Below are 25,415 nucleotides of genomic sequence, written 5' to 3'. Positions count from 1 at the left end.
CCCATCTTCACACATCGCGCTCGGCCCACATTGAGCATTATGCTCATCTTTCTTCCCTCCTATTGCGCAGTTCGACAGGCCTTTCTAGGTTCAGCCCATGCAAAACGCTCAGAGTTCAAGCAGCTCGGCAAGGGACGCCTCGCACGTCGGCCAACGGCTGTGGGGTGACGAGGACGAGGTCGTGGCGACCGCCATGGGCTACGCGTGGCGGCGCATCATGCAGGCTCCCGACCAGGTGGCGAGTGCCCGCCCCGCCGAGGACCTCGCCGTCGCGGCCGGTACGGCCATCACCCCGCTGGGGATGGGCGGATCCGCGGCCCTCAGACTGTTCGACCAGGTCCTGGCACCCGCCACCCGCGCCCAGAACGGGCCGACGAACCTCGCGTACGTCCCCGCGGCGCCCACGCGCGCCGCACTCGCCTTCGAAGCGGTCACCGGTGCGGCGAACATCTTCGCGGGAACCTGGGAATCGGGAGCCGGGGCCATCCACGCCGAGAACGAGGCGTTGAACTGGCTCACCCAGCTCATCGGATGGCCCGGCACCGCGGCGGGATGCTTCGTCAGCGGTGGCACCATGGGCAACCTCTCCGCCCTCATCACGGCCCGCGCCGCCGCCCACGCCTCGCGGGGCCGGCCGGCGGACGGCTGGAAGATCCTGTGCGCCGACAGCGCGCATTCCTCCATCGGGTCCGCCGCCCGCGCCATGGACGTGGAGATCGTCACCGCTCCCGTGGACCAGCGGGGCCATCTCACCGGCTCCGCCGTGAACGCGGTCCTGGAGTCCACCCCCGGCGTCTTCGCCGTGGTGGCCACGGCCGGGACCACGAACGCCGGCCTGATCGACGACCTCGACGCCATCGCAGACGCGTGCGCACGCCACCACGTGTGGCTGCACGTGGACGGCGCCTACGGCGGAGCGGGCCTGGCAGCGCCCAGCGTGCGGCATCTCTACACGGGCATCGAACGAGCCGACAGTTTCATCGTCGATCCGCACAAATGGCTTTTCGCGCCCTACGACTGCTGCGCACTCCTCTACCGGGATCCGGCCTCGGCGCGCGCCGCGCACAGTCAGTCGGCGCACTATCTCGACGCCATCGACCGCGATGCCCACAATCCGGCGGACCTGGCCCTGCACCTGAGCCGCCGTGCCCGCGGCCTGCCGTTCTGGTTCAGCCTGGCCGTTCACGGAACCGACCGGTACGCGCACGCGGTGGAACGGACGCTGACGACCAGCCGACTGGTCACCGACGCCATACGCCGGAGCGGCCACCTACGGCTGATCATCGAGCCCGAGTTGTCCGTCGTCCTCTTCGAACGGCCCGGTTGGAGCCCGCGGGACTACGCGGACTGGTCGGCGCGGGCCGCCGAAGCGGGCACCATCCTGTGCGTGCCGACCCAGTGGAACGGCGCCACTGTCCTGCGTCTGGCCTTCGTCAACCCGGACACCGATGCCGACGACGTCATCCGCACACTCAAGACACTGCGCTGACCGTCAGGGGCTTCCGGTCGGATGAGCGAGTGACTGTTCCAGACATGGCTCGCCGGTCCCCCTCGCCGATCCCGGCTGCGGCAAGCCCCCGGATGTACGCGTCGCCCCAGCCGGCGTCGACGGAGTGGTGAGCGGACGCCGTACCCCCTTGCTTCACCTATCGAGATTCGATAGATTCCCATCGTAACTCGATGGGAGGGCAGGTCATGGGAAAGCTGACCGTGGGTGCGCTGCGCGCCGTGCTCGTGGTGGTGCTCGTCGGCACCGTGTTCGTACAGGTGTCGATGGTGTGGACGCTGGTCGGCGGGAACGACCCGGAGGACGGCTCGCTCCCGCTGACCCCGCTGCGCGTGATCACGATCCTGGGCATGGTGGCCGCCCAGGTCGTCCTGGTCTGCGTGTGGCGCCTGGTGACGATGGTGCGACGGGGGACCGTCTTCTCCGACGCCGCCTTCCGGTACGTGGACGCCGTGATCGGCGCGATCGTGGCGGCCGCGCTCATGTGGTTCGCGGTCACGGCCCTCAACGCGCCGGGCCAGCGCGACGACCCGGGCGTCACCGTCATCATGGCCGGAATCGGCGTGGGCATCCTCGGTGTCGCGCTCCTCGTGCTCCTGCTGCGGATGCTGCTCGCCCAGGCCGTCGCGCGCGACGTCGCGGCGACGCGAATGCAGGCCGAGCTGGACGAGGTGATCTGATGCCGATCACCGTCGACATCGACGTGATGCTGGCCAGGCGGAAGATGTCCGTGGGCGAACTCGCGGACCGCGTAGGGATCACGCCCGCCAACCTGGCGGTGCTCAAGAACGGCCGCGCCAAGGCCGTGCGCTTCGCGACACTCGCCGCACTGTGCGAGGTACTCGACTGCCAGCCGGGCGACCTGCTGCGCTGGGAGGCCGAAGACACCGCGAGCCCCTGACCCACTGCCCCGGGGGCGGCGTGGACGCGTCCGCCTGGGAGCGGGAGGACGACGCCGGTCCGCGTCAGAACAGCCCGTCGCCCTCCGCCTGAGGCCCGTCAGGTCCCGGCGGCAAGTCGGCCCGGCGTCCGCGCGTTCGGCCGCGCCTCCGCGTGCGGACGCTTCAGGGGGCCGCCAGTCCGTTGTCGGGAGTCAGCCCGCCGAGCTTGTCGGGGTTGACCTGGAACCGCAGGTTCTGGATGCGGCCGTCGACGAGGTCGAAGGTGAGGGCTCCGACGGTGGCTCCGTCGAGGGTGGCGAGCACACCGAGTTCGCCGTTGATGACGGTCGGCTCCATGACCAGAGCGGCCAGTTCGGGTTTGGCCAGGAAACCCACGAGCCAGCGCGCGACGCGGTCGACGCCGTTGACGGGCCGACGCGCGGCGGTGACCTTGCCACCGCCGTCGGACCAGGCGGTGACCTCGGGGGCGAGCAGCTCCATGACGGCGTTCAGGTCCCCGCCCGCGCACGCCTTCAGGAACTGGGTGGTCACCTGTCGGCGTCGGGCCTGGTCGGCGTCGAAGCGGGGACGTCGGTCCTGTACGTGCCGGCGGGCGCGGTGGGCGATCTGACGGACCGCCGGTTCGGGTCGGTCGAGGGTCTCGGCGATCTCCGCGTGTGAGTAGCCGAAGACCTCGCGGAGCAGGAAGACGGCGCGTTCGACGGGACTGAGGGTTTCCAGGACGACCATCATCGCGGTGGAGATGGTGTCGGCCAGTTCACTCTCCACGGCGATGTCGGGAGAGGTCAGCAAGGGCTCGGGGAGCCAGGGGCCGACGTAGGTCTCGCGGGTGGCCCGTGCGGAGGTGAGACGGTTCAACGAGAGATTGGTGACCGTGCGCACCAGATACGCCTTGGGGTGGCGGACCGCGTCACGGTCCGCGCTGTTCCAGCTCAGCCAGGTGTCCTGGAGGACGTCCTCGGCGTCCGTGACGCTGCCCAGCATGCGGTAGGCGGTGGCGAACAGCAGTCGCCGGTGCTCGGTGTACGGGTCCTTCTCGGCCCTGGCCTCGATCACCCGTGCATGCTGCCAGCGCCATGATCCGGTCGCAAGGCCACGACCACGGCGCCGGCGGCCGGGCCCGTCATACCGCGGGGTCGCGGGTGGCGCGGCCGCCCCTGGAGACGACGGTGGTGACGTTCATGCGCTTGCTCAGCCGGTACGTCGTGAGCGGGCTGCCGCTGACCATCTCCTTGTAGGCGACGGCGCCGCGGCCTGTGAGGTGGATGCGGCGCGGTGTCTCGTCGGCCTTGGTGAACTGGATGACCGCGTCGCGGCGGCCGAGGCTGACCGGCTGGTGGAAGTAGCCGAAGCGGAACGGCTTGACGGCCCGGCCGCGCACCAGCCGTGCGATGGTGTCGGCGGTGTACTGGGCGGTGGGCAGACCGCTCTGGCAGGTGCCGTGGAGCTGCCCCCAGGCCAGGCGTACGGCGGCCGCGTCGCCGATGGCGTGGATCTCCGGGTGGGACACCGACCGCAGGGTGGCGTCGACGAGGACGAGGCCGCGGTCGTCCGTGGCGATCCCGGCGTCGGCGGCGAGCGCCGGCACCTTGACGCCGGTGGTCCACAGACAGGCGTCGGAGCGGACGAGCCGGCCGTCGTCCAGCCCTACGGCGTCGGGGAGCACCTTGGTCACCCGGGCGCCGGTCTCCAAGGTGACGCCGAGGCGGTCCAGGGCGCTGTACAGGTAGGCGCGGGCCTTGGCGCCCATCATGCCGCCGGGCTCGTCGAGGCTGATCAGCGTGACGTGCAGGCCGGGGTGGCTCTCGGCGATCTCGGTGGCGGCCTCGATGCCGGTCAGGCCGCCGCCGCAGACGGTGACCGTGCCGGCGGAGGCGGCGACCTCGGTGAGGCGTGCGGCGAACCGGCCGGCGATCTCCGGGTTGTTGAGGGTGAAGGCGTGGGTGTCGACGCCCGGGACCGTGCCGGTGTCGGTGGAGCTGCCCAGCGCGTAGACGAGCGTGTCGTATCCGAGGGTCTCGGCGCCGTCGAGGGTGATCCGCCGGGCCTCGGGGGCGATGGCGGTGACCGTGCCCTGGACGAACGAGACGCCGGTCCCGGCGAGCAGGTCGGGGATCCGATGCTCGGCCAGTTCCTGCCCGGCGGCGATCTGGTGCATCCGCAGCCGCTCGACGAACCGGCTCGACGGATTGACCAGGGTGATCTTCACCCCGGCCCGGCGGGTGCGGCGGGCCAGCCGGATGGCGCTGAACATGCCCGTGTAGCCGGCGCCGAGGACGACGATGTGATGGCCCTTGCTCATCTCGGTCTCCCAAGGTCGGGCACCGGCTTCGGTGCCGGTGACGCCCATGGGACAGGCGACCCGCGCCGGACGTGACAGGTCATTGGTGTGAGCCACGTCACAGCTATGGGTCAGACCGTCGGCGCCCGCACGGCGAGGCCCGCCGGGCCAGGAAGTCGCCGCTCACCGGGGTCCGGCCGCCGCGGCTGCCCCGGCACCTCGATCGGCCGTTCGGGCCCGGGATGCCGTCCGGCCCCGATCGGCCGGCCCGGGTACCCGCGACCGGCACCCCTTCCTGGGCCGTCTCCCCGGTGGTCTCCATGACCTCCTTCAGCCGGCCGGCGACCTCGTGAGGGACGTTCGTGTCGGCCCCGGCGACGACTGCTTCGAGCTGGGCGGCGACTCCCTGTTCGCGGTCCGCATCGGGGCTTCGGGAACCGTGCTCGCGCCGAGCCGTGTTTGGGTGCCCCGCTGAGGGCTACTTGCCGCAGTGACACCGAGGTCCGAGCTGTCAGGGAGTGATGAACGGTGGCACGAGACCAGAAGGCCAAGGCGAAGAAGGAAGAGGTCAAGGGCAAGGCCAAGGAAGCGACGGGCCGCGCCCTGGGCAACGAGAAGATGGAGACCGAAGGCCGCGGCGGCCAGGCGAAAGGCGACGCCCGCCAGGCCAAGGAGAAGGCGAAGGACGTCTTCCGGCACTGACGAACGACACCCCCTGGACGGACCCCCGCCGACCCGCGGGGGTCCGTCGGCTGCTTCCCGCACCCGGCGGCGCGGTAGGCGCAGGCAGAGCGGCTACGCCGTCGCCGCCGTGTCAGGTGGCGGTGGGCCAGGTTCGCAGCAGGGCGGCGATCTTCCCGGCCGTACAGGCGGGGTCGAGGAGCAGATCCTTGAGGGCGACGGCATCCTCGCGGGTCGGCTTGACGGTCGTCCCGGCCGCTTCGAGGTACATGACGCCGGTGGCGGCGGCGACAGCCATGTTCGAACGCTCCAGCCAGCGGCACCGGCCGAGCGTGTGCACCAGAGCGGCGGCCTTGGCGTAGCGGCCGTCATAGACGGGCTGCTCGAACAGCTCGGCCCGGTGGCGCGCCACCGCCGAGATCGGGACGCCGTAGTCGTCAGGCGCCGGATCGTTCGCCCCGGCGGCCTCGGCGACCTGCAGAATCCAGGGGACGTCGATATGCAGGTCCATCAGGCGGCGCGCGCTCCCCGAGGCGTCTGCTGCGCGTCCTCGGCCTCGTCGAAGACCGCCTGGTGTTCGGCCAGGAAGCGGGCGGCCGCCTCCACCCCACGGGCCCGCAGACCGCTGGCGTCTTCCTGCACCAGCCGGGCGAGGTAGTCCCCGATGCTCAACCCCAGGTCCGCGGCACGCCGCTTCGCGAGATCCGCCACATCCTCATCCACGCGCGCGCCCAACTGCTTCTTCGCCATGCCAGCATGGTAACAGCTGTTACCGCGATGCGGCCGGGAAGGCGGCAGATCCGGGAGGGCGGCAGCGCGTGGCATGCTGTGGCGGATTCTGATGGGGGAGGATGCGATGACCGATACGTCGCTGACGCACAAGCAGGCGCTCGCTGCGGTGATTCAGGCCCTGGGGGGCACGTGGGACACGCAGCGCGCCGTGCTGGCTCTGCGGGTCGCCGGGCACGAGCCGAAGGACCACGAGGCCGCGGGGAAGGCGGCCCGCACCCATCTCCGAGCCTTGGCCGAGGACAGGGTCATCGTGCGACCGGACCCGGGAGAAGCCGTCTATCGGCTCCCGTGACCGTCGCGCTGTCGCCCGCCGTCTGCTCCCGTCTCGCACGCGGCCCCCGTCCCCGTCCGCGCCACGCGCTCCGCAGAGGACCCTGACGGCCGGTGCGGACGGCGGGCCTCACCCGGATCGGACGACGCGCGTCACCGGCCTCGCAGTGACGAAGTTCCGGCAAGTCAGCGGGCGTCGGGCACGACAGCGGGGACCGCGACGGGTCGGAGCACCATCAGCGGCCCTTCCTGAGCGGCGGTCATGGCGAACGGAAACCTGTCGAGCTCCAGGCAGAGATCGACATCGTCCGGGTGCCACCCGCTCCGCAGGCCACCGGCGAGGTCCGCCGCGGCACGAGACGTCCTCGCGCGGGAGAGATAGGGAGCCGCCTCGACATCACCTCCGGCCATACGTCGGCCGATGTACTCGGCGCAGGCCAGGTCCTCGTCGGCCCGGCCACCGTCGCCGGTGACCACGAAGGTCACGGGGCCCGCCTCCCTGGCCCGAAGAAACCGTGCGGTCGGGCCGGCCACGGCGAAGCTCGCGCACAGGACCAGCGGTGCGTTCGCGACGGCCAGCGCGCCCACGGTTCCAGCCGTCGTCTTCTGTACCAGCGTGCGCCCGGTGAAGTCGCGTGACCTGAGCAGGCCGGGCGAGTTGACCGCGTCGAAGCCCTCCGCCGGCGGCCCGTCCTTCAAGGCCAGCCAGCCCGGGTGGGCTTCCTTCAGGGCGAGCGCCTCGCCCTCCGTCGAGGCCAGGACGATCTTCTCCACGCCACGCGAGAAAGCCCAGGCCGCCACGGTGAAGGCGCGCATGACGTCGATGACGACCGCGACGCGGGGAACGCCGGTCAACTCCGGGATGCCGACGAAGTGATGATCCATCGCACCATTCTGCCGCCTTCGGACCGACCGACGCGTCCCTCGACCGGCGCGCGGCCGTGCCGGCCCGACGGGCCTCCTTTCCCCGCCATGCGGAGGTCGGTCGGGCGACGGACCCTAACGCCACGGGTCGGTGATCTCCCTCAGTAGCAGCAACGCCTCCCGGAGCTGCTTCGTCCGCCGCTTGCCCAGGTGCTCCTCCCACTCCTTCTCCACCTCGGCGACCACCGCGTCGGCGACCCGCTTGGCCGCCCGGGCCTTGGCCGCGCCGCACACCAGGCGGGCCCGCCTGTCGGTCGGATCGGCGACGCGGGTGACGTAGCCCGCCTTCTCCAGCTGGTCGACGAGGAAGCCCGCGGTCTGTTTGGTGATCTGGGCCTGCTCGGCCAGCTCGGTGAGGCGGGTGCCGTGGGGGCCGATGCGCTGCATGACCCGGGCCTGGGCCGGCGTGAAGTCGTCGAACCCGGCCTCGGCGAGAGCGGCGAAGACCCGGTTCTCCAGAGCTCGGTACGGCAGGAACAGAAGTACGCCCGTGTTGGGCTCGTCGGCCGTCACCATCGTCGGCTCACCTCCGGCAGCATCGTCGACACCCGCCCGCTCTTTCTTGACATTGGTAAGCTTCCCTGACTACTTTAGTCAGGGAAGCTTACCACTTGAGTGGGTGATGACCGTGGGTGCAGCACTGGACACCGACGAGCTCTGGCGGATCGTCGACGAGGAACGGACGAGCCTGGCCGACCTGTTGGAGAGCCTGAGCCCCGAGGAGTGGGAGACGCGCACCCGGTGCGGGGACTGGCGAGTGCGGGACGTGGCCGCACATCTGACCATCGCGGCGCGCTTCTCGTACGGGCAGGTCGTACGAGAGATGCTCCGGGCCCGCGGGAACTGGAACCGCCTCATCCACGACTCGGCCGTACGCGAGGCGGCGCTCCCCGTGACCGAGATCGTCGGCAATCTCCGCTCGATCGTCGGCTCCCGCCGACTGGCACCCACCACCTCTCCTCGCGAGCCGCTCCTCGACCTCCTCGTCCACGGCCAGGACATCGCGCTGGCGCTCGGCCGAACGAGGGAGATGCCCCCGGCCGCCGCCCGTGACGCCGCCGACCGTGTGTGGACCATGCGGATGCCGCCCCGCCCCTGGACCCTGCCCAAGGGCCGGCTCGTCGCCACCGACATCGAGTGGACGCGCGGAGACGGCCAGGAGGTCCGCGGTCCGATCGCGGCCCTGCTCCTGCTGCTCACCGGCCGCCCGGAGGCGGCCAAGGTGTGGGCCGAGCGCGCTGGAGTGTCATGGATTGGGATCCCGGCCCCGTGATCACCTCGTCCTTCGTCGCCGAAGCGACTCGGTGACTCAGGCGGTCCTCTGGACGGGAGCGATCCTCCTCGGAGCGGAACGGTGTGCGGGTTCACCCGCGGCAGCGGTCCGATGACGCCACAACCACAGGGACGTCACGGAGAACAGCCCGCTGAAGACCACCAGCAGGACCACCGCCACCCACATGGGCCGACTACCGGGATGCTCCCACCCCTCCCAAGCCGCCAATGACGCCCACAGACAGACGGCCGTCGCGTAGAAGGCGCGGATCCGGCGCAGCTGTCGCACGGCCCGCACGGGCAGGAGGTGATCATTTGTCGGTGCCATGCCGCCCGTGTACCCCCATCTCTCACCGATTCACCGGCCCCGCGCCCACAAGAAATTCCGGTGCCTCTTCTCCTGACCATCCGCGCGGGCAGACGGCGGGGTGGGAGCGAGACGCCGTCACGCCTTGCTCCCACCCCGGTCGACGATCCGTCAGCGTCTGCGGCCGGACCAGCCACTCCCGATTCCCGCGACATGCAGGGCCAGGAGCATCAGGCCGAGGAGCATGACGTTCGTGGAGGAGAAGACGTCGTTCGTCGTGATCTCGGCGGCGTTGATCAGGAAGGCGAAGAAGAACAGTACTGCCGCGGCGATACCCAGCATGGAGCGGTTCCTTTCGTATGGGTGAGGTCCGTGTGCCCCCGTATCGGCGCGACAGACATCGGACTGTCCATGGCACTTCGCCGCCATGTGCCGTCCGTGTCCTCTGCGTTGGCCGGTGGTACGCGCCGGCTCAGGCCGATGCCGTGAGGCGTCGCAGCGCGGCATGGGCGGGTGGGCCCCAGGTGGCCTTGCCGCCGGGACGACCGTGGAGGCCGGCGTGTCCGATATGGATGCCGCCGAGGGCGCGCAGGACCGCCCAGCCGCGAGCGCGGCGCAGGGTCGCGGGGTCCGGGTTCGGCTGGTAGGTCTCGTGGAAGAGGTCGACGGCGCCGTCCGGCAGCAGGCTCCAGGCGCCGGAGAGGTCGCAGGCCGGGTCGCCGGCGAAGAGATCGCCGAAGTCGATCACGCCGCAGAAGGTGCCGTTCCTGGTCACGATGTTGGCCGGGTGCAGATCACCGTGGAGCCAGAGTCTCGGGCCGGTCCATTCGGGTGCGGCCGCGGCGTCCTCCCAGACCGCGCGGACGGCCTCCGGGTCACGGATGAGCCCCAACTCGGTGGCCGAGGTGAGCCCTTGGGTGAGGCGGTCGGCGGTGTCGGCGAGTGAACCACCGCGGTCCCGGCCGGTGGGCGCTCCGTCGGGGGCGGGGCGGTGGAGGGCGGTGAGGAAGTGGGCCAGGGTGACGGCCGCCTCCTCGGTGCGCGTGGCGGGGGCGTGGTCGGCGGGTTCGCCGGGCACTCAGGTGGTGACGAGCCAGGGCCGGGGAAACCGTTCGGAGGGCTCACCGAGGTGCTGTGGCACGGGAGTTGGCAGAGGAAGGTGCGGAGCGAGGGTCGGCAGCCACATGTGTTCCTTGTACAGGAGCGCGTCCGCGGACTCCGTCGCCCAGGGCAATCGGACGGCGAGGTCGTCGCCGAGCCTCCACACCTGGTTGTCCCAGCCACGCGCTCCGAGCTTCAGGGGCAGATCCGCCAGATCGGGGTACTGCTCGCGCAGCAGATCCCGGATCAGGTCCTCGGTGATGTCCAACTCCGTCACTGTCATGTGGGCCAACGCTAGCCGGGGTTGGGCTCTGGGGTTGGGGTCTGTCCACCGGCCGAGGAACTCGCCCGCCGCAGCACTCTGGTCGTCTTCAGGCGGTCGAGCGTCGTCCACGGTGGTACGTGGCCGTCCGGCGGAAGGCACCCTGGTGGTCCGGGGCGCGCCCGGCGCACGGCCCGGGCACGGCGCCTGTCCGTACAGGATCGCGGGGCGGCGAGAGTGACTCGCCGCCCCGCGCCCTGGTGCCCTGCTCGTTGCGACCCGTCCGCCGTCAGTCGCGCTTCGGCATGGGCGCGTCCTGTGCTTCGCGCATGCGCTCAGGCGTCCAGTGGTCCCGGACCGTCTTCGGGTCCTGCCGTACCTCGTTGACCGTGCTTCCCGGCTCCGGCTGTGCCTCGGAGTCCGAGGCGGTGGCCGCGGTGCGCCAGGCCGCCACCGCCACGACCACGGCGACGAGGCCGGCGGCTGCCGCCCAGCGACTCAGGCTGCTGCGACGCATGGAAGGGTCTCCTTGTCCTGTGCCCGATCTCCGGGTGCGATGTCGGGTGGCCGGTCCCCGGGTCCGTCAGGTGACGTTGCCCTGGGCGTCGTACATCGCCTTGACCGCGTCGTCGAAGTAGGCGGCCTCGTTCCAGCCGGTCGAAGTGACGGTGCTCATCACCCCGTTGACCGATCCGAGACCGTTGGAGTCGTTGAACTCCCGAAGCCACGGTCCACCGCTGGAGCCGCCGCCGAAGTTGCACTGCAGCTCGATGCCGCCGTCACCGGCCGCCCGTGTGGTGCCCGTGCACGCCCACTGGAGTTCCCCGCTGTCGAAGTTCCCGGGGTAGCCCATGATGGTGATGGGCTGCGTGCGCGAGAAGTTCCAGCTCATCCCGTGTCCGCCGGTGACGTTGACGATCTTGTTGCCGTTGAGCGGCCACGTGGTCACCATGGCGACGTCCCGCCGGAGATCGCTGCTGTTGATCCAGGCGTTGAACGTACGCATCTGCTTGGCGGCGAAAGTGCCGAACGGACGGGCTCCGGAACGGTAGCGCGGCACATAGACCCAGTTTGTCATCCATGTGCCGCCACTGCCGCCGTGGACGCAGTGCCCGGCCGTGACGACCATCTGTTTGGATCCGCTGTTGAGCGCACTCGCCGAACACGCGTAGGTGCCGCCGTTGCCGGGGTTGGTGAAGAACACCTTGCCCACCGCGGCGGATTCATTGATGCGCACGGATGCGGTGTGCGTGCGCGCGGGGGCTGACGGAATGGTTCCGGGCGTCCCGGTGGGCCCGGCCGGCTTGGCGAGGTCCTTCCGCGACGAGGTGGCCACGTTGTCGAGCGAGATGGCCTTCGCCATCCGTTCCGGTGTCCAGAAGCGCGCCAGTGCCGCGGCATCCTTGGCCGAGTCGACGGGGGCCCCGTTCGACAGCCGCGCGGTCCGGTCGACGCTGGTCGTGTCGTTGCCGGCGGCGGTGACGGCACCTGCGCTGCTCTCGGCTCTGGCCTGGCCCAGGGCGGGCGCCGCCTCGGCCGTTCCGGCACCGATCAGGGCGAGTACGGTGGCCGCGGCCAGCGGAAGTATGGAGTGTCTGAGACTGCGCACGAACTTCTCCTTCGATAATCGTTGGAGTGCGTATTTCTGACGGCATGACCGATCAGGGTGCGGAGCACAGCGAACCTAGGCGGGCCGGGAACGCGCGAAACAGCCTCGGATCAGCCGCTCTGTTCTGCGCTTTACCGTGTCCTTCTTTTTCGGCCGGTCCGGAATTACCGCTTGTTTCGCGGACTGTCCGTCGTGTGCGCCGGCTCGGCCCGTGGCGCGGCCGTCTCGCAGCGGGCGGAAGTCGGGGCCGGCTTCACTCCGAGCCCGGCCGGTATCGGTGGGTGAGACGGCCGCCGCACCCGTGGCTGTCGCGAACCGGCCGCGCACGGGGGTACGGCTGGACAGCCACGCCGGGCATATCTGGCGGGTCCGTGCCATCGACAGGAGGAGCGGGAGCGCCGGCGGACGCGCGTGCCCAGTCGGTGGTACGCCGGAACCAGCCGCGAGGGGGAGGCCGTCCGGTCGCCCCCTCCTGACACTCCGGCATCGTTTCGCTGTTCCTGCTGATCAGGTGTCCGCTTCTACGCGCAGGGACTTGATGCGATGTCGCAACTCGGGGTGGCTGGAGTCGCGATGGTCGTGGATCGGGCGCCACTGAGCTTCAGAGGGCCCACCGCGGCTTGATGTGGACGGTGACGGCAGTGGTGGCACGCGCGGCCGCCCCGGTACGGCTTCCGCCTGCCTCCGCCTGCCTCCGTAAATACGGGTACTCACCTGCGGCGGCCGCCCGCAAAGCCTCTGAGACGCCAACGACCCGACGTCCCCCACGCCCGCGCAGCCCCCAGGACCACCGCTGGTCAGCTCAGGTCAGGTCCAGGTCGGCGTGCACCAGATTATGGTCCGAGGACTCGGAGAGCTCCACCCCTTGCCCCAGCGGGGAGATGCCCCGCAGGAAGATGTAGTCGAACTTGCTCTGCCAGTCGGTGGTCAGCCCGCAGGCCCCCGTGGACGGGGGTCTGCAGGCGGAGTCCGCGTCCGTGGCCACGTCCCACATCGGGGCGATCTCGGCGGAGTCGGGCACCGCGTTGAAGTCACCGAGAACGATCGCGCGGTCGTACCGGGCGACGTCCGCGGCGAGCACCTCGATCTGGTCCGCCCGGATCGCCTCCTGGCGCCGCTGGGCGAGGTGCGTGTTGAAGACCCGCACCTGCCGGCCACCCACTGTCGCGGTGACCGCCGTGTATCCACGGTCCTCCGACCCGCCGTCGGGGTACTCCACGCCGACCCGGTCCGTCAGCGGCACCGCCGAGAGAATGGCCTGCCCGAAGCCCCCCGGACTCCACGGCACTCCCCCGCACCGGCTCCAACTCCGCAAAACGGAGCCGTACTCGACGTGATAGACCAGCCCGTGGAAAGTCTCCAGGTACTCCCGGATCCTCTCCACGTCACGCACGCACGCCTCTTGCAGGCCGATGACCTGGGGCGCCACCGCGGCGATCTCGGCGGCCCGGTCGACGTTGCTCTCGTCGCAGGGGTTGCAGATGTTCCACGTCATGACACGGTTCGGGTCGACATCCTTGATGGCGTCCACGGGCAGTGTCCTGGCGAACAGGGCATCGCCCGGTGCGCTGGGGCCGACGAGCGCCACGCAGGCCACCACCACGACACCCGCGAACAGCCGCGTGCCTCTTCCGAACACCGCCGCCTCCTCGATGTGGGTCCCGTGGCATCCGACGTCTCCACGTTCACGCACGAGGGTAGGGGAGGAAGCTGTCAACGCTCATGCGCGTGGGCCCGGGCTCGACAGCCCGTTCAGGCAGCGCGGCGGCTCCTGGAGCGACGGAAGGGGGTCAGCTGTCGCGCGTGGCGGATCCGCAACCGCCCGAACCCCATCACCCCGGAGATCCGGATCTTCGGCCCAACGGCGTTGCGGCGACGCGGAGTTCTGTAGCGCGAATCCTTCCATCCGGTACGCAGGCCCTCGATGTCGACGACCGCGTCGCGAGGCACCGTGATCCTGGCCCCGCCGGTACCGAGTCGCAGTTCGATGTCGATCACCGCGTGCTCGATGACGGCCCGCGACAGATCCAGGCGCACCTTCGCGCATGCGGACTCGACCTTCAAGAACCGAGGTACCCGCCATCCGCCCCGCCGCCGGATTCGTCCACTCGCGGCGGCAATCGTGGACGTGACCGCCCCGTTCCCCTCTGGGAGGTCTGCCAGGACCGCGACGAGTTCGCCCTGCGTCGCCACCGTCAGGACCAGGTGCAGTCGCTGGTCCAGGTCGTCGTGCGCGATGTGCCCTTCGGCGTACGCCTCCTGCACGCGCCGCACGGCGGTGTCGCGGTCCTCGTCGCCGATCGGTGGCGTCCGGTCCTCCGGCAGGGTGGTCACCGTCGCACCTTACTGCCGCCCGTCGCCCTGCCGATGACGCGAACGCGCCAAGGTATCCAGTCGGCGCGCGCCAAGGTCCCCGGGGGCGCGGGGCGTCCGCCGCTGTGCGCGGGCGTGGAGGACGGTCGTGGGCAGGCGCGTACTCAGGCGGGCAGGCGCGTACTCAGGTGGTGGGTCGGGAGTGCACGCTCACGGCGTAGCCGCAGCCGTCCTCGTAGGGGTCGCCGCTCCACGTCGCGTAACGCTGCCGCAGGGTGAGCCCGGCCTCGGCGCACCAGTGGTTGAACTCCCGCAAAGTCAGGGTTGGTTCGGACAGCGGCAGGTGCGCCGCATCCAGTCCCATGCCCGTGACCAGCAGTCCACCGGGGCGCAGCGCGGCGGCCAACTGCCGGACGACGGCCGGTTCGGTGCCGGGGGCCAGGAGGGGGATGACGTTTCCGGCGGCGAGCACCAGGTCGAAGTCCGGCTTCGGGCCGAGGGTGTCGAGGTGGGCCAGGTCGCCGAGGAGCCACTCCTGAGCGGGGGCGTCGCGGCGGGCGACGGCGAGCATCGAGGGGTCCACGTCCACGCCGACGCACTCGTGCCCCAGTTCGGCGAGCCGGATCGCGATCCGGCCGGTGCCGCAGCCGGCGTCGAGTACCCGGGCGGGAGCCTCCAGCAGTTCGGCGCAGAAGGTCGCCTCACCGTGGACGTCGTGGCCCGACTCGGCGAGCCGAGCGAAGCGCCGGGAGTACTCCTCTCCGGCTTGTCCGCCGGTCAGTTCCGCCCAACGGTCGCGTTCCCCGGTCATGTGCAGCGTGCCTTCCGGTCGGCTCGGAGTCGGCCTCACCCGACAGAGCGGAGGTGAGGACGGTGCCCTCGCACCTTATGCCGCTGGCCGGACGTCCGCAGGAAACAGGAGCCGGTCAACCCGGCAGCCACACTCCACTCTGTCGGAGAGGACGAACTGGTGGCCGAAGCGGCCACGGTCGACGCCGTCCCCGGAACGCGGCTGCCCTGTCGCGGTATGTGCCCCTACCGGGCAGACGAGGGCAGCGCTGGACCTCTCCGGGACGGTTTCGCGGCAGGGACGCGCGGCCGGGCGGGACCCCGGGTGATCTCCTCCGGGCCACGGCGGCGATACTGGTATGCGCACGTGTGCCCCTGCTCCCCGATGGACTCATGCCGACTTCCCCAGTTCGTCCCACGACTCCTTCCACGGTGTGGCCGGCTCGCGGCCGCCACGTAGGGCCCGACGCGGAGGACGTACTCCGCCGCACCCTGCGCCGGCTGAAGGACAGCCAGGCCATCGACGACTTCCTGGAGGTGCCGGACGCCGGCGGCGACTCGCCGGAGCGGGTCTTCGAGGCCCGGTGGCGGGTCGCCGGCGAGGTGACCGTACGCGCCCGGCTCAGTCTCGCGCCCGATCTGGGCGGCGGACGGGAGTGGACCCTGCTCGCGGAGGCGGAACAGCCGTGGGACCCGGCGTGGCCGTCCCCCGTCACCCGTTTCTGGCCGGAGTACGGCGACTGGGACCACGACGCCGCCGCAGGCCTGTCGCTGAGCAGGATCAACGCCCTGCCCGAGGACGACAAGGACGTACGGCGTGTGCTCAGGGACTCCGGGCGCAGCGGATGGGGCGTGCACGTCGTCGTCCACGAGGCCATGACCACGGACGAGCGCGGCCGCCTGCCGCTGGCACGCTGGCTGCCGCCGAGCCTGCGTCACCGGATCGTCGAGCACCGGGCCGCACCGCATCAGCTGCGGGTCATGAACTGGGCGCTGCGGGAGTTCGACGTGGAGGTGCCGCGCGGTGGTGCGGCGGTGCTACCCGGAGCCCCGGCCCCGTCCGGGTACGCCGCGGAGGACTTCACCGTACGGACGGTGTTCCTCGACGGTTCCGAGCCGGTCGACCTCGTCGCGGCGGTGACGCGGTTCGACACCCTGCTCCGGCCGTTGCCGGACGGTGCCGACGACCACCTGACCGCGCTGCGCAAGGACTGGCACCTTCTCACGCTGGAGGAGGAACTCGTGCGGGAACGGCAACGTGTCGCCGCGTACGCCGAGGCGCTGAAGGCCATGACGGAGTCCCGGGACCTGTACCGGGAGGCGACCGAGCGCGCCCACGAGGCCCTCGCCGCCTATCGCGAGGCCGCCGAGGCCGCTCCCGCCGCGCTGCCGCCGTCCGGGGCGCCGGCGACGTCCGCGTTCCAGCAACTGACGCGCACACTGGAGCGTTTCAAGGGCGGTGCCAAGACCCTGCGCCCCGCCGCCCGGCCCCAGGACCGGGACCCGGACAACCAGGGCCGGGGGAACGGGGAGAACGAGAGCCGGGAGAACACGGACACCCCTCCGGCCGGCCCCGAGCACTGACCGGTCGGCGCCGGGGGCCGTCCCGGGGCACCGGGCCGGCCCACGCCTCACCATCGGCGTCCCGTACGCCTGCGCACCCTTGCGGGGCAGGGCAGTTCACTCGGTCGTGGGATGTCAGGCCCCCGTCGCGACCCCTCGCGACGTAGGCCGGGGATGCTCACCGGGCCGCGAGCACGGCCTCCAGCTGCCCGAGCGGGTCCTCGCCCACGAAGCGCAGGACGACCGTGTCCGCGCCGGCCGCCGCGAGTTCGCGGATGCCGTCGGCGGCCCGCGCGGCGTCGCCGGAGACGGTGAAGACCTCCTCCTGGGGGCGGCCCAGCCAGGCGCCGTGGCCCTCCGTGTGGGGGTGGAGGGTGCGGGCCACCTCGTCGGGGTCGTCACCGACGCACGCGAAGGCGAAGACGGTCAGGGTGTGGTCGCCGGCGGCGCCCTTGGAGGTCAGCTCGCGGATCTGTTCCAGATCGCGCGGACCATGGCCCTCGGCGATCAGTGTGCCGTCGGCGACCCGGCCGGACAGTTCGAGGGAACGAGGGCGCACCACACCCGCGACGACCGGCGGCACCTCGGTCGGCGGATGCACCAACTTGACTCCGTCGAGCCGTACTTCACGTCCCGTCAGCTCGACCCGCTCGCCGCGCAGCAGTGCGCGCACGGAGGTGATGGTCTCCTCCAGGAGGGCCAGCGGGGAGCGGGGAGCGGCACCGACCTGGACCATCCACTCCCGCACGCCGTGCCCGATGCCGGCGACCAGCCGCCCGGGGAACACCCGGGCCAGCGTGGCGAGTTCCATCGCCAGCAGCGCCGGGCTGCGCAGCGGGGCCGGGGCGATGCCGATGCCCACCCGCAGGCGGTCCGTCGCGCCCAGGGCGACGGCCGCCGCCGACACGCCACCGTTCCAGCCGAGATCCTCCACCACCCACAGGTCGTCCACACCGAGCGCCTCGGCCCGCCGCGCGAACTCGGGCAGTCCCTCCGGGGCCCGGTCGCGGTCGTGCATCACACCGATCCGTAGGTTCGTCATACGAGGGAACCTACGCGGCGGACGACGAGTGGATCAACGGCGTATACCGCCTGACCGTGCCGGCCGAGCGCTCGGGAACCGGCTCCCGGAGGGCGGTTGCTGTCAGGTGCGGGCGACTGTCATTCGGCGGCCTGGCGCAGCGCCTTGTCGATCTCGCGGAGAGCACTGGTCAGCCGGGTGTATTCGACGGCGGCCGACGCGGCCGCATGGACCTCGCGGCACTGGAGGACGTCCTGCGCACCGGGCAGGTCGGCACAGTCGTCGTCACCACCGGAACCACCGGCCTGGGAGCCGTCGACCCGTCCATGAGATCGTCCCTCTCGCGGAGCGCCACGGCGTCCGGGTGCACGTCGACGCCGCGTGCGGCGGGTTCTTCACGCTGCTCGCCGGCAGGTCTACGGCCGTTGCAGGCCCGCCCGTTCCCACGCCCTGACCATGGCGGGCCGTTCCGGTGCCCGCCGGTCGAGTCCCGTGGCGAGGGAGAACAGGAGGTCCTGCGTCAGCCGGTAGCTCTCGGCATGGTCCAGCAGCGTCGCGGCGTCGTGGGCCGGCAGGGCGCCGTGGTCCTCGTCGGCGATCACCTGGAGGACGTCCGTCCTGTCGACGAAGCGGCTCACACCGCAGTCGAGGCCGTCGTCCTTCAGGGTGGACGGGTACGGGGCCCGGGCCCAGGTGCCGTTCTCGTACCAGTAGACGCAGCCGAGTTCGCAGCCCTCCAGCAGGTCCCGCAGTCGCTCGTGCGGGAGCCACGCGGGGGCACCGGCGAGCATGTCGACCGGCGGCTCGTGCCACTTGACCTGACTCGACTCGTCCTCGCCGTAGAGGACGTACCGGCCGGCGCCCCGCTGTGCGAAGGCCCACCAGGTGCAGCCGGCGTCGTCCAGATGAAGTCCTTCGTCGTCCACCCAGGTTCCCGTGCGGTGGTGCCCCGCCCGCTCGTCCGCCGTGGTGGCCTCCAGCACGGCGACGAGCGCCCAACGCGCCCACAGGACCTCCGCCGACGGCAGGTCCCCGGGCAGCCCCGGCCGGTTGACGGTCATGTCCCACACTCCGGGGTTCGACGTCGATCACGGTCACGGCAAGGCTCTCACGGGCCGAACGGCCGTCTGTCCCTCCCCTCGGCCCGGTCGACCGCGTTGTCGGTGCCCCCTCGTAGGGTGTCCGCAAGATCCCTTCGTACGCCGGAGAACCCGTGACCGCATCGGCTCGCCTCGTCGCCACGCACCCCGCCCCCCTCTCCTCGTCCGAGGCCGACGCCCCGTACGCGGAGCACGGGCCGGGGAAGCGGCTGTTGGTGCAGCGCGGCGACACCGAACTGGTGGTGCGGGTGCTGGAGCGGCCGACGGACGGATCGGGCGAGTCCGAGCCGATCCGCTTCCCGGCGCCCTGGCCACGCCGCTTCGGCACGTGCGCGGTGGCACCGACCCTGGACCTGGCCGTCTTCGCCGGGGTCCACTCGGTACGGGCGGTGGACCGAACCGGCGCGGTGCGGTGGGAGATTCGGCACCACTGCTGGGCCGGCACGGGCCGCGAGCCGCACGAGACGCACGGATCGTACGACGAGTACGCCGACGACAGGGACCATCGCTACGCGAGCAGCGGATCGGCGGGATTCTCGTCCGACGGAACCGTGGTGTGGGCGCATGTCCCAGGGCCCGTCGCCGAGGAGGGGCGGGAACGAGAGGCCGCCGAGCCTGCCAAGGAGGAATGGCTGGTCGTCGACGCCGCCGAGGGGCATGTGCTCGCACGGGCGGACGCGCGGGCGGCGGCCGCCGGATCGGTCCACGTACCCCACCCGGATCCGAGCCAGATGGGCCTGTCCATCGGGGAGGGCCAGGAGGGCGCCCTGCTGCGGTGGGGACGCTGGGACGGCCGGACGCTCTCCGTCTCGTACTTCGACGACGAGGACCGGATACTCATGGCGGTGAGCCCGTCCGGCGACCGTCTCCTGACAGTCACCCACGATCAGGACACCCTGGCCGCGCACGCGGTGACCGACGGTGCGGTGGAGGCCGAGCTGGGCGCCGACACGGTTCCGGCGCATCCCGAGGCGGACGCGGACGACGAGGACGAGGACGCGACCGAGGCCTTCTGGGACTACGAGGGAGGCTTCCTCGACGAAAGGACCGGCATCGTCGGCACGGTCGAGAGCGACGAGGAGTACGGGGAGGGCCGGCACTGGCTCGTCGACCTGTCCCTGATGGGTCTGGGCGACCGCATCGCCTACCCCGAACCGGTGTCCGGCCCGCCGAGGGCGCTCGGCGACGGCACCTGGTACACGGTCTCCGAGGCGGGTGACACCTTGCGCGTCTGGAGCCTGTGACGACCGGGGTACGGGGCCGGGCCCACCCGTGGCCCGCGTGCTACCCGCGCTGCGCCAATCGCCGCCACTGACGTCCGCCGTCGCGAGAGGTCCACACTCCTTCGCCCTTCACCAGGTCGTACGTCGCCGTCGCCGCGTCCGCGATGCCGTAGAGCGTCGTGCCGTGGACGGCGAACGACGTGAAGGGCACCGGTGTCCTCAGCTCGTGGAAGGTGCTGTCGCCGCGGTCGTCGGCGAGCCAGTAGCGGCCGCCTTCCTCGCCGACGAGCAGCCGGCCGTCCGTGAGCACCTCCAGGACCAGCGACTCCTCGCCCCGCTTCAGGTCCTTCCAGGGAATGCCGCCGTCGAGGACCGTGCGCCAGTGCGCGCCGTCGTCCGTCGTCGCCAACAGGCCGCGCACACCCTCGTCCAGGGTGAGGGCCAGCGCCGCGGTGCCGCCCCGCGCGGCGAGGCCGGTCCCCGCGTAGGGCTGCGGGACGGCCTCGGAGCCCAGGGTGCGGCCGTCGCGCTGCCGTACGACCCGGTGGGGGTCGTCGGTGAGGGACTGCTCCAGGCTCCAGATCGTGCCCTGCTCGTCGACGGCGAAGTCGATGGCCTCGTCCGGCACTTCGGCCGGGGGCGCCATCGTGCGTGTGGCGGGGCGGTAGACAAGGGTCGGCTCCGGTGCGGCGAGCAGGATGTCGCCGGGGCGGGTGCGCAGCGGGGTGTCGGTGACGACGACCTCGTGCCGCTCGCCGCGTACGTCGAGGCCGTACGCTTCTGCGCCTCCCTCCCCCGAAGGCACCTTCACGAAGCCCCCGGGCACCCCCTCGAACGCGGTCCGCACCGCCTCCGCGTTCGCGTGTTCCGCGTGCTCGGCGACGGTACGGCCCGCCGGGTCGAGGATGCGCCAGGCGGTGGCGGCCGGCCCCTCGTCGTCCTCGACGTTGCCTGCGTCGTACGTCAGCAGCAGTGAGCCGTCACCCGAGCGGGCGACACCGGACGGTGCGCCGGCCGCCTCGACGACATCGGCGGGACGCGGATGGGGGTCGTCGATGACGCGCTGGTATCTCGCCTCCCGGCCGCCGCCGCCCCGCCCCCCGTCGGGATCGCTCGCGGCGGAGCCCCCGGCGCCCGCGGGTCCACAGGCGCCGAGCGCCACCGCCGTACCCACCGCGGCCACCAACTCGGCCGCCCGCCACCCGCGTTCCCTGAGCCGCACCATGGCCGCATCCTCCCACGTGGCCCCGCTGCGGCAGCCGGACGGTGAAGTTCCCGATCTTGGGCACACGATCAGTTGATCTTCTTACCGGTCTCATGAGGGGGCATGCCGTGACCACATCCGCGCGCCGTACACCGCCCGCGCACCGCCGACGAGGGTTCGACCTTCGCGCCACCGCCTTGTTCTTCGTCCTTCTCGCCGTGGTCGTGTGCGCGTTGGGCTTCGCGGTCCACACGATGGCCGGCGCTGTCGAGCGGCGCCCCGCCTGGGTGTTCGTCCTGGTGGTCGTGGGTGTCGCGGGTTCCGTGGGGCTGCGTCGCCGGTGGCACGTGGCGAGAGCGGCCCGCCGAGCGGCGGCGGCGCTCGACGAGGCGGCGCGGGAGGCGGCCGCCCGTCTGGAGGCCGAGAGCGAGGCCGAGGCCGAGGCTGAAACTGAGGCTGAAACTGAGGCAGAGGCGGAGGCAGAGGCGGAGGCAGAGGCTGAGGCTGAAGTACTGGCGATTCCCCGTCCGCGTCCGGCCGCCGAGGCCACCGTCGACGTCGACTACGACGCCCTGACGCCGGACGAGTTCGAGGAGGCGATCGCAGCCCTCTGCGCACGCGACGGCTGCACGGCGGTCGACGTCGTGGGAGGGGCCGGGGACCTGGGCGCCGATGTCGTCGCCGTGGCCCCCGACGGGTGCCGGGTCGTCATCCAGTGCAAGCAGTACGGCGACTCCCACCGCGTCGGCTCCCAGGATCTGCAGCGCTTCGGCGGCACCTGCTTCACCGTCCACGAGGCTGATGTCGCCGTGCTGGTCACCACCAGCGACTTCACCGCTCCGGCACTGGAGTACGCCGACCGGTGCGGGATCGTGTGCGTGGACCGGGAGACACTGCGGACATGGACGGACGGCACCGGCGCCCGGCCCTGGGAGGCCCCCCTGGCGGAGTGGACGGCCGGATGAGGACGGCCCGTTCAGTCGAGACAGAACTCGTTGCCCTCGATGTCCTGCATCACGATGCAGGAATCGCTGCCGTCGTACAGGAGCCGCACACGTACCGCGCCGAGCGCGAGCAGGCGGGTGCATTCGGCCTCCAGCGTGGCCAGCCGCTCCTCGCCCACGAGTCCGGTGCCGACCCGCACGTCGAGATGCACCCTGTTCTTGGCGGCTTTGCCCTCGGGGACGCGCTGAAAGTACAGGCGCGGGCCGACACCCGAGGGATCACCGCAGGCGAACCACGAACCCCGTTCCTCCGGGGGCCGGGAGGCGTTGAAGTCGTCCCAGGTGTCGAAGCCCTTCGGCGGTGACGGTACGGCGTACCCCAGGACCTCGCACCAGAAGCGGGCGAGGCGCTCGGGTTCCGCGCAGTCGAAGGTGACCTGGAACTTCCTGATCGTTGACATCGGCGCACCCTACCCCGCTCGTCGCGGGCGGGGCGGGGGCCGTCAGCGGTGGAGGTAGAAGCGGACGGTGGTGCTGTCCGGGGCGGTGTGCAGGCGTACGAGGTCGGAGACGTAGTGGACCAGCATCAGGCCCCGCCCGCCCAACTGGTCACGGGCCGGCGGCCGGCGGCCGGCCATCTGGTCGGTCAGCCGACCACGGTCGTGGACCTCGCAGACGATCTGCTCGCCGTCCGCCCAGATCCGCAGGGTTCCCGTGCCACCGCCGTGCACCACGCTGTTGGTGGTCAGTTCCGCCACCGCGAGCATCAGATCCTGTCGCCGGTCCTCGGCGAGGCCCAGCTGCCGGGCCTCCCGCACCGCGAAGGCGCGCGCCTCGGGAAGTGCCTCCGCGTCGAACGGCAGCGACGCGGCTCCGGGCGGGCAGACGAGCGGCTGGTTGTAACGGGCGACGACGTGGTCGGGATCGTAGGCGTCGCTGGTCAGTTCGACACCGGTGTCGATGACGACGGGATGCGTGGCGTACGCGTCGGTGAGCACCTCCGGTTCCAGCGCGTCCGCGTCGTAGGGACACAGGATCGTCACCTCGCGGCCCTGGAAGGCCGCGTTGATGAGCGCCTCGTGCTGGACGCACGCCGGGTACTCCACGGCCGAACGGCCGGCCCAGATCGGCTCGCCGATGATCCGCACCCGGCCCGCCGGGTGCGCGTCGGCAAAGGCCCGCAGGACACCGGGGATGATCCGCCCCGGGTTGCGGCCCACCCGGGTCATGTCGAGGAACTCGACCTCGGCGGCGCTCGCTCCCATCCCGGCCTTGATCAGTTCGAGGTTGGGGCCGGGAACGGCGACGGCGACAGCCTCTCCGGCGGCCAGGCCCTCCGCCAGGAACGGCACCGTGCCCGCCGTGTACTGCTCCTCGCCCCGGTAGAACAGCGCGGGGTGCACAAAAGGTTCGACGGGGAGGGCCGTACTCATCGTCCTGCCACCTCGATCCCCGTATGGCCGGGCCAGAAGATGTGCAGGATGCGCTCCAGCTCCGGCGGCGGACGGTCCACGACGATCCGGCCGCTGCCCAGTCGCTGCGCGGTGACCGCCAGCGCCGCGGTGCCACCCACATCGATGGACATCAGATCGGACAGTTCCACGAAGGAGACCTCCGTATGGAGGCGCGCCAGGTCCTCCAGTCCTTGTTCCCAGAACAAGCGGGTGATCACGTTGATTTCTCCTGCAGCACGAATACCAGGACGACCGGGCAGAGAGCGGATCTCCAGCACCGCGCCGCCACGCGGCGACCCCGGCACCGTCCTGTGCGCACCATCAGAGACGTCCACGCCCTCTCCCCCTGCCTCTGGCTGCCCCAGCGGGCCACGGACACGTCATCGTATAACTTCGGTATAACTTCGTCGGCGCTCGGATCCGTTCGTGAATACGCACGCATGACTGCGGGCAGACGGGGTAGGCGGCACGCCGGCGGCCCCGAGTCCACGGACGGAGGCCGGCTGGCCAGCGAGGGAGGAAAGCAAGGATGACGGCGACAACGAGTCTTGGGACGAGCGTCGACCACACCACCGTTCAGCTGCCGGAGATCTCCGATCCGCAGAAGGTGGCACCCAGGGACGCGCGATCGCTGTCGAAGCTGTTCTTCGAGCAGTTGGCCGTCCTCGAAGAGGGCACCCACGCATACCAGTACGCGCGCAACACACTGATCGAGATGAACATCTCCCTCGTCCGCTACGCGGCCGGCCGGTTCCGCAGCCGGGGCGCGGACGAGATGGAGGACATCGTCCAGGTCGGCATGATCGGCCTGATCAAGGCGATCGACCGGTTCGAACTCTCGCGCGAGGTGGAGTTCACCACCTTCGCCGTCCCCTACATCGTCGGAGAGATCAGGCGGTTCTTCCGCGACACCTCCTGGGCCGTGCACGTGCCCCGTCGCCTGAAGGAGGCCCGCGTCGAACTCGCCCGCGCCACCGACGAACTCAGCAGTCGCCTCGGCCGCGGCCCGACGGTCAAGGAGCTGGCCGAGCTGATGAACCTCTCCGAGGAGGAGGTCATCGAGGCACGTCTGGCCGCCAACGGCTACAACTCCTCCTCCCTCGACGCCGCCATCGGCGGTGACGAGACCGGGGAGGCGGCGCTCGCGGACTTCATCGGCAGCGAGGACGCCGGCATGGAGCTGGTCGAGGACTTCCACGCCCTCGCCCCGCTCCTCGCCGAGCTGGACGAACGCGACCGGCGGATCATCCACATGCGGTTCGTCGAAGAACTCACCCAGGTCCAGATCGCCGAACACCTCGGCTGCTCGCAGATGCACGTCTCCCGTCTGCTCTCGCGCACCCTGGCCCGCCTGCGCCGGGGCATGCTGAGCACGAACTGAACCCAGCGGCGTCCCGGCGGCCGGCCGTCCGTCCCGGGCGGTCGTCACCGGGGCTCAGCGGTCGTCGCCCGTCCGGCCGGTACCGGCCGGACGGAAGCACGCCGACACCGTCTTGCCGTGCCGCTGGCACTTCATCTCCAGCTCGTCGGCGAGCATCCGTACGATGCCCACGCCGCGGCCGGAGACCTCCCCGGCCTGCGGATTGCGCTGGCGCGGCAGGGTGGGGTCCTCGTCATGGACACTCACCTGGAGGCATTCGCCGTCCCAGGTGAGGATCAGATGCGCGTCGCTGTGCGCGTGGACATGTGCGTTGGTGAGCAGTTCGGACACGGCCAGGACGATGGCGTCCACCGTCTGCGGCTCGGCGGCGGTCCACGGCAGGGACTCCACCTGCCTCCGTGTCCACCGTCGGCCGGCCCGCACACCCCCGGACACGGGAAACGAATGTGCCCAGCCCTTCGCCTTGATCGTCACCGGCTTCCCCGTTCTGTCCTCGGAACCGACCTCGTACCCCT

The 25,415-nt window shown here is 71.2% G+C and carries 30 protein-coding genes and 2 pseudogenes; 11 read left to right on the top strand and 21 right to left on the bottom strand.

The annotated features are described in order from the left end of the window. Window positions 1-97: 97 nt before the first annotated feature. The 3 genes from STRBO_RS0121415 to STRBO_RS0121405 all read left to right on the top strand — a co-directional run bounded on the left by STRBO_RS0121415 (window position 98) and on the right by STRBO_RS0121405 (window position 2,408). Window positions 98-1,489: a pyridoxal phosphate-dependent decarboxylase family protein gene (locus STRBO_RS0121415; RefSeq protein WP_005473956.1), complete on the top strand. Its 1,392-nt coding sequence runs from the start codon at window positions 98-100 to the stop codon at window positions 1,487-1,489. 206 nt (window positions 1,490-1,695) lie between these two features. After that, on the top strand, window positions 1,696-2,187 hold the full coding sequence (locus tag STRBO_RS0121410) for a DUF2975 domain-containing protein (RefSeq protein WP_020114746.1): 492 nt from the start codon (window positions 1,696-1,698) through the stop codon (window positions 2,185-2,187). After that, window positions 2,187-2,408, top strand: a complete 222-nt coding sequence (locus tag STRBO_RS0121405) for a helix-turn-helix domain-containing protein (RefSeq protein WP_005473962.1) — start codon at window positions 2,187-2,189, stop codon at window positions 2,406-2,408. Before STRBO_RS0121410 ends, STRBO_RS0121405 begins: the two co-directional genes overlap by 1 nt. 163 nt (window positions 2,409-2,571) lie before the next feature. Here the strand turns inward: STRBO_RS0121405 and STRBO_RS0121400 are convergent, their stop codons facing one another. Together STRBO_RS0121400 and STRBO_RS0121395 are read right to left on the bottom strand one after the other, a co-directional pair. Beyond that, window positions 2,572-3,465 (bottom strand): RNA polymerase sigma-70 factor, encoded by an 894-nt coding sequence (locus STRBO_RS0121400; protein WP_005473964.1) that lies wholly within the window; start codon window positions 3,463-3,465, stop codon window positions 2,572-2,574. A gap of 67 nt (window positions 3,466-3,532) precedes the next feature. After that, window positions 3,533-4,711, bottom strand: coding sequence for an NAD(P)/FAD-dependent oxidoreductase (locus STRBO_RS0121395; RefSeq protein ID WP_028796777.1), 1,179 nt, complete (start codon window positions 4,709-4,711; stop codon window positions 3,533-3,535). 507 nt (window positions 4,712-5,218) lie between these two features. Here STRBO_RS0121395 and STRBO_RS41820 point away from each other — a divergent pair. Beyond that, window positions 5,219-5,392 (top strand): CsbD family protein, encoded by a 174-nt coding sequence (locus STRBO_RS41820; RefSeq protein ID WP_005473970.1) that lies wholly within the window; start codon window positions 5,219-5,221, stop codon window positions 5,390-5,392. Window positions 5,393-5,504: 112 nt separating this feature from the next. On the opposite strand, the gene STRBO_RS0121385 is transcribed toward STRBO_RS41820, so the two are convergent. Both STRBO_RS0121385 and STRBO_RS0121380 read right to left on the bottom strand, forming a co-directional pair. After that, window positions 5,505-5,882 (bottom strand): hypothetical protein, encoded by a 378-nt coding sequence (locus STRBO_RS0121385; protein WP_005473972.1) that lies wholly within the window; start codon window positions 5,880-5,882, stop codon window positions 5,505-5,507. After that, window positions 5,882-6,121 (bottom strand): hypothetical protein, encoded by a 240-nt coding sequence (locus STRBO_RS0121380; RefSeq protein WP_005473974.1) that lies wholly within the window; start codon window positions 6,119-6,121, stop codon window positions 5,882-5,884. The genes STRBO_RS0121385 and STRBO_RS0121380 overlap by 1 nt, the downstream gene beginning before the upstream one ends. A gap of 106 nt (window positions 6,122-6,227) precedes the next feature. Between STRBO_RS0121380 and STRBO_RS0121375 the strand changes: the two genes are divergently transcribed. Next, window positions 6,228-6,455, top strand: a complete 228-nt coding sequence (locus STRBO_RS0121375) for a hypothetical protein (protein ID WP_237547495.1) — start codon at window positions 6,228-6,230, stop codon at window positions 6,453-6,455. A 164-nt stretch (window positions 6,456-6,619) separates the two neighbouring features. Here STRBO_RS0121375 and STRBO_RS0121370 read toward each other — a convergent pair whose 3' ends face one another. Together STRBO_RS0121370 and STRBO_RS0121365 are read right to left on the bottom strand one after the other, a co-directional pair. Further along, window positions 6,620-7,318 (bottom strand): 2-phosphosulfolactate phosphatase, encoded by a 699-nt coding sequence (locus STRBO_RS0121370; RefSeq protein WP_005473979.1) that lies wholly within the window; start codon window positions 7,316-7,318, stop codon window positions 6,620-6,622. Window positions 7,319-7,432: 114 nt separating this feature from the next. After that, entirely contained in the window at window positions 7,433-7,873 is a 441-nt protein-coding gene (locus STRBO_RS0121365; protein WP_005473981.1) for a MarR family winged helix-turn-helix transcriptional regulator, read from the bottom strand. A 106-nt stretch (window positions 7,874-7,979) separates the two neighbouring features. On the opposite strand from STRBO_RS0121365, the gene STRBO_RS0121360 reads away from it, so the two are divergent. Continuing rightward, window positions 7,980-8,630 carry a maleylpyruvate isomerase family mycothiol-dependent enzyme gene (locus STRBO_RS0121360; RefSeq protein ID WP_020114745.1) on the top strand — a complete coding sequence of 217 codons (651 nt, stop codon included), beginning with the start codon at window positions 7,980-7,982 and terminating at the stop codon, window positions 8,628-8,630. Window positions 8,631-8,666: 36 nt separating this feature from the next. Here the strand turns inward: STRBO_RS0121360 and STRBO_RS0121355 are convergent, their stop codons facing one another. From STRBO_RS0121355 to STRBO_RS0121315, 8 genes and pseudogenes are all read right to left on the bottom strand, one after another. Further along, a complete protein-coding gene (locus STRBO_RS0121355; protein WP_005473985.1) occupies window positions 8,667-8,957 on the bottom strand; it encodes a hypothetical protein in 291 nt (96 codons plus the stop codon). 150 nt (window positions 8,958-9,107) lie between these two features. Next, window positions 9,108-9,278, bottom strand: coding sequence for a hypothetical protein (locus tag STRBO_RS43800; RefSeq protein ID WP_005473988.1), 171 nt, complete (start codon window positions 9,276-9,278; stop codon window positions 9,108-9,110). 130 nt (window positions 9,279-9,408) lie between these two features. Beyond that, window positions 9,409-10,320, bottom strand: a pseudogene (locus tag STRBO_RS0121345) (aminoglycoside phosphotransferase family protein). A gap of 268 nt (window positions 10,321-10,588) precedes the next feature. Further along, window positions 10,589-10,816 carry a hypothetical protein gene (locus STRBO_RS0121335; RefSeq protein ID WP_005473994.1) on the bottom strand — a complete coding sequence of 76 codons (228 nt, stop codon included), beginning with the start codon at window positions 10,814-10,816 and terminating at the stop codon, window positions 10,589-10,591. A gap of 66 nt (window positions 10,817-10,882) precedes the next feature. Beyond that, the gene (locus STRBO_RS0121330; protein WP_005473997.1) at window positions 10,883-11,908 is read right to left on the bottom strand and encodes a trypsin-like serine peptidase; all 1,026 of its coding nucleotides are present in this window, start codon (window positions 11,906-11,908) and stop codon (window positions 10,883-10,885) included. Between the two features lie 802 nt (window positions 11,909-12,710). Further along, window positions 12,711-13,601: an endonuclease/exonuclease/phosphatase family protein gene (locus STRBO_RS0121325; RefSeq protein WP_005473999.1), complete on the bottom strand. Its 891-nt coding sequence runs from the start codon at window positions 13,599-13,601 to the stop codon at window positions 12,711-12,713. Window positions 13,602-13,660: 59 nt separating this feature from the next. Continuing rightward, the gene (locus STRBO_RS0121320) at window positions 13,661-14,242 is read right to left on the bottom strand and encodes a DUF1707 SHOCT-like domain-containing protein (protein WP_005474001.1); all 582 of its coding nucleotides are present in this window, start codon (window positions 14,240-14,242) and stop codon (window positions 13,661-13,663) included. A gap of 163 nt (window positions 14,243-14,405) precedes the next feature. Next, window positions 14,406-15,032: a class I SAM-dependent methyltransferase gene (locus STRBO_RS0121315; protein ID WP_005474002.1), complete on the bottom strand. Its 627-nt coding sequence runs from the start codon at window positions 15,030-15,032 to the stop codon at window positions 14,406-14,408. Between the two features lie 410 nt (window positions 15,033-15,442). Between STRBO_RS0121315 and STRBO_RS0121310 the strand changes: the two genes are divergently transcribed. Further along, window positions 15,443-16,594, top strand: coding sequence for a hypothetical protein (locus STRBO_RS0121310; protein WP_005474004.1), 1,152 nt, complete (start codon window positions 15,443-15,445; stop codon window positions 16,592-16,594). A 157-nt stretch (window positions 16,595-16,751) separates the two neighbouring features. On the opposite strand, the gene STRBO_RS0121305 is transcribed toward STRBO_RS0121310, so the two are convergent. Beyond that, window positions 16,752-17,615 (bottom strand): LLM class flavin-dependent oxidoreductase, encoded by an 864-nt coding sequence (locus STRBO_RS0121305; protein ID WP_005474006.1) that lies wholly within the window; start codon window positions 17,613-17,615, stop codon window positions 16,752-16,754. A gap of 197 nt (window positions 17,616-17,812) precedes the next feature. Here STRBO_RS0121305 and STRBO_RS44735 point away from each other — a divergent pair. Continuing rightward, a pseudogene (locus STRBO_RS44735) lies at window positions 17,813-18,039 on the top strand (aminotransferase class V-fold PLP-dependent enzyme); the annotation flags it as partial. Here the strand turns inward: STRBO_RS44735 and STRBO_RS0121300 are convergent. Further along, a complete protein-coding gene (locus STRBO_RS0121300; RefSeq protein ID WP_020114741.1) occupies window positions 18,011-18,655 on the bottom strand; it encodes a hypothetical protein in 645 nt (214 codons plus the stop codon). The pseudogene STRBO_RS44735 and the gene STRBO_RS0121300 overlap by 29 nt on opposite strands. A gap of 152 nt (window positions 18,656-18,807) precedes the next feature. Here STRBO_RS0121300 and STRBO_RS0121295 point away from each other — a divergent pair, with 152 nt between their 5' ends. After that, window positions 18,808-19,938 carry a hypothetical protein gene (locus STRBO_RS0121295; protein WP_005474010.1) on the top strand — a complete coding sequence of 377 codons (1,131 nt, stop codon included), beginning with the start codon at window positions 18,808-18,810 and terminating at the stop codon, window positions 19,936-19,938. Between the two features lie 40 nt (window positions 19,939-19,978). On the opposite strand, the gene STRBO_RS0121290 is transcribed toward STRBO_RS0121295, so the two are convergent. Then, a complete protein-coding gene (locus STRBO_RS0121290) occupies window positions 19,979-21,142 on the bottom strand; it encodes a beta propeller repeat protein (protein WP_005474012.1) in 1,164 nt (387 codons plus the stop codon). Window positions 21,143-21,249: 107 nt separating this feature from the next. On the opposite strand from STRBO_RS0121290, the gene STRBO_RS0121285 reads away from it, so the two are divergent. Beyond that, the gene (locus STRBO_RS0121285) at window positions 21,250-22,086 is read left to right on the top strand and encodes a restriction endonuclease (RefSeq protein ID WP_037627456.1); all 837 of its coding nucleotides are present in this window, start codon (window positions 21,250-21,252) and stop codon (window positions 22,084-22,086) included. 11 nt (window positions 22,087-22,097) lie between these two features. On the opposite strand, the gene STRBO_RS0121280 is transcribed toward STRBO_RS0121285, so the two are convergent. The 3 genes from STRBO_RS0121280 to STRBO_RS0121270 are packed head-to-tail and all read right to left on the bottom strand — an operon-like array spanning window position 22,098 to window position 23,854. Beyond that, window positions 22,098-22,526 carry a VOC family protein gene (locus STRBO_RS0121280; RefSeq protein ID WP_005474016.1) on the bottom strand — a complete coding sequence of 143 codons (429 nt, stop codon included), beginning with the start codon at window positions 22,524-22,526 and terminating at the stop codon, window positions 22,098-22,100. Between the two features lie 42 nt (window positions 22,527-22,568). Beyond that, window positions 22,569-23,498, bottom strand: a complete 930-nt coding sequence (locus tag STRBO_RS0121275; RefSeq protein ID WP_028796775.1) for a sensor histidine kinase — start codon at window positions 23,496-23,498, stop codon at window positions 22,569-22,571. Further along, the gene (locus STRBO_RS0121270; RefSeq protein ID WP_051085222.1) at window positions 23,495-23,854 is read right to left on the bottom strand and encodes a hypothetical protein; all 360 of its coding nucleotides are present in this window, start codon (window positions 23,852-23,854) and stop codon (window positions 23,495-23,497) included. Before STRBO_RS0121270 ends, STRBO_RS0121275 begins: the two co-directional genes overlap by 4 nt. Before the next feature lie 194 nt (window positions 23,855-24,048). On the opposite strand from STRBO_RS0121270, the gene STRBO_RS0121265 reads away from it, so the two are divergent. Then, window positions 24,049-24,900 carry an RNA polymerase sigma factor SigF gene (locus STRBO_RS0121265; protein ID WP_005474021.1) on the top strand — a complete coding sequence of 284 codons (852 nt, stop codon included), beginning with the start codon at window positions 24,049-24,051 and terminating at the stop codon, window positions 24,898-24,900. A 54-nt stretch (window positions 24,901-24,954) separates the two neighbouring features. On the opposite strand, the gene STRBO_RS0121260 is transcribed toward STRBO_RS0121265, so the two are convergent. Further along, window positions 24,955-25,374: an ATP-binding protein gene (locus STRBO_RS0121260; protein ID WP_028796773.1), complete on the bottom strand. Its 420-nt coding sequence runs from the start codon at window positions 25,372-25,374 to the stop codon at window positions 24,955-24,957. Window positions 25,375-25,415 lie beyond the last annotated feature (41 nt).

Origin of the sequence: Streptomyces bottropensis ATCC 25435 (genome assembly GCF_000383595.1) — a bacterium.
Classification (GTDB): Bacteria; Actinomycetota; Actinomycetes; order Streptomycetales; family Streptomycetaceae; genus Streptomyces; species Streptomyces bottropensis.
The sequence above is the reverse complement of the archived record's forward strand: the minus strand, read 5'-3'. Positions and strand labels throughout refer to the sequence as shown.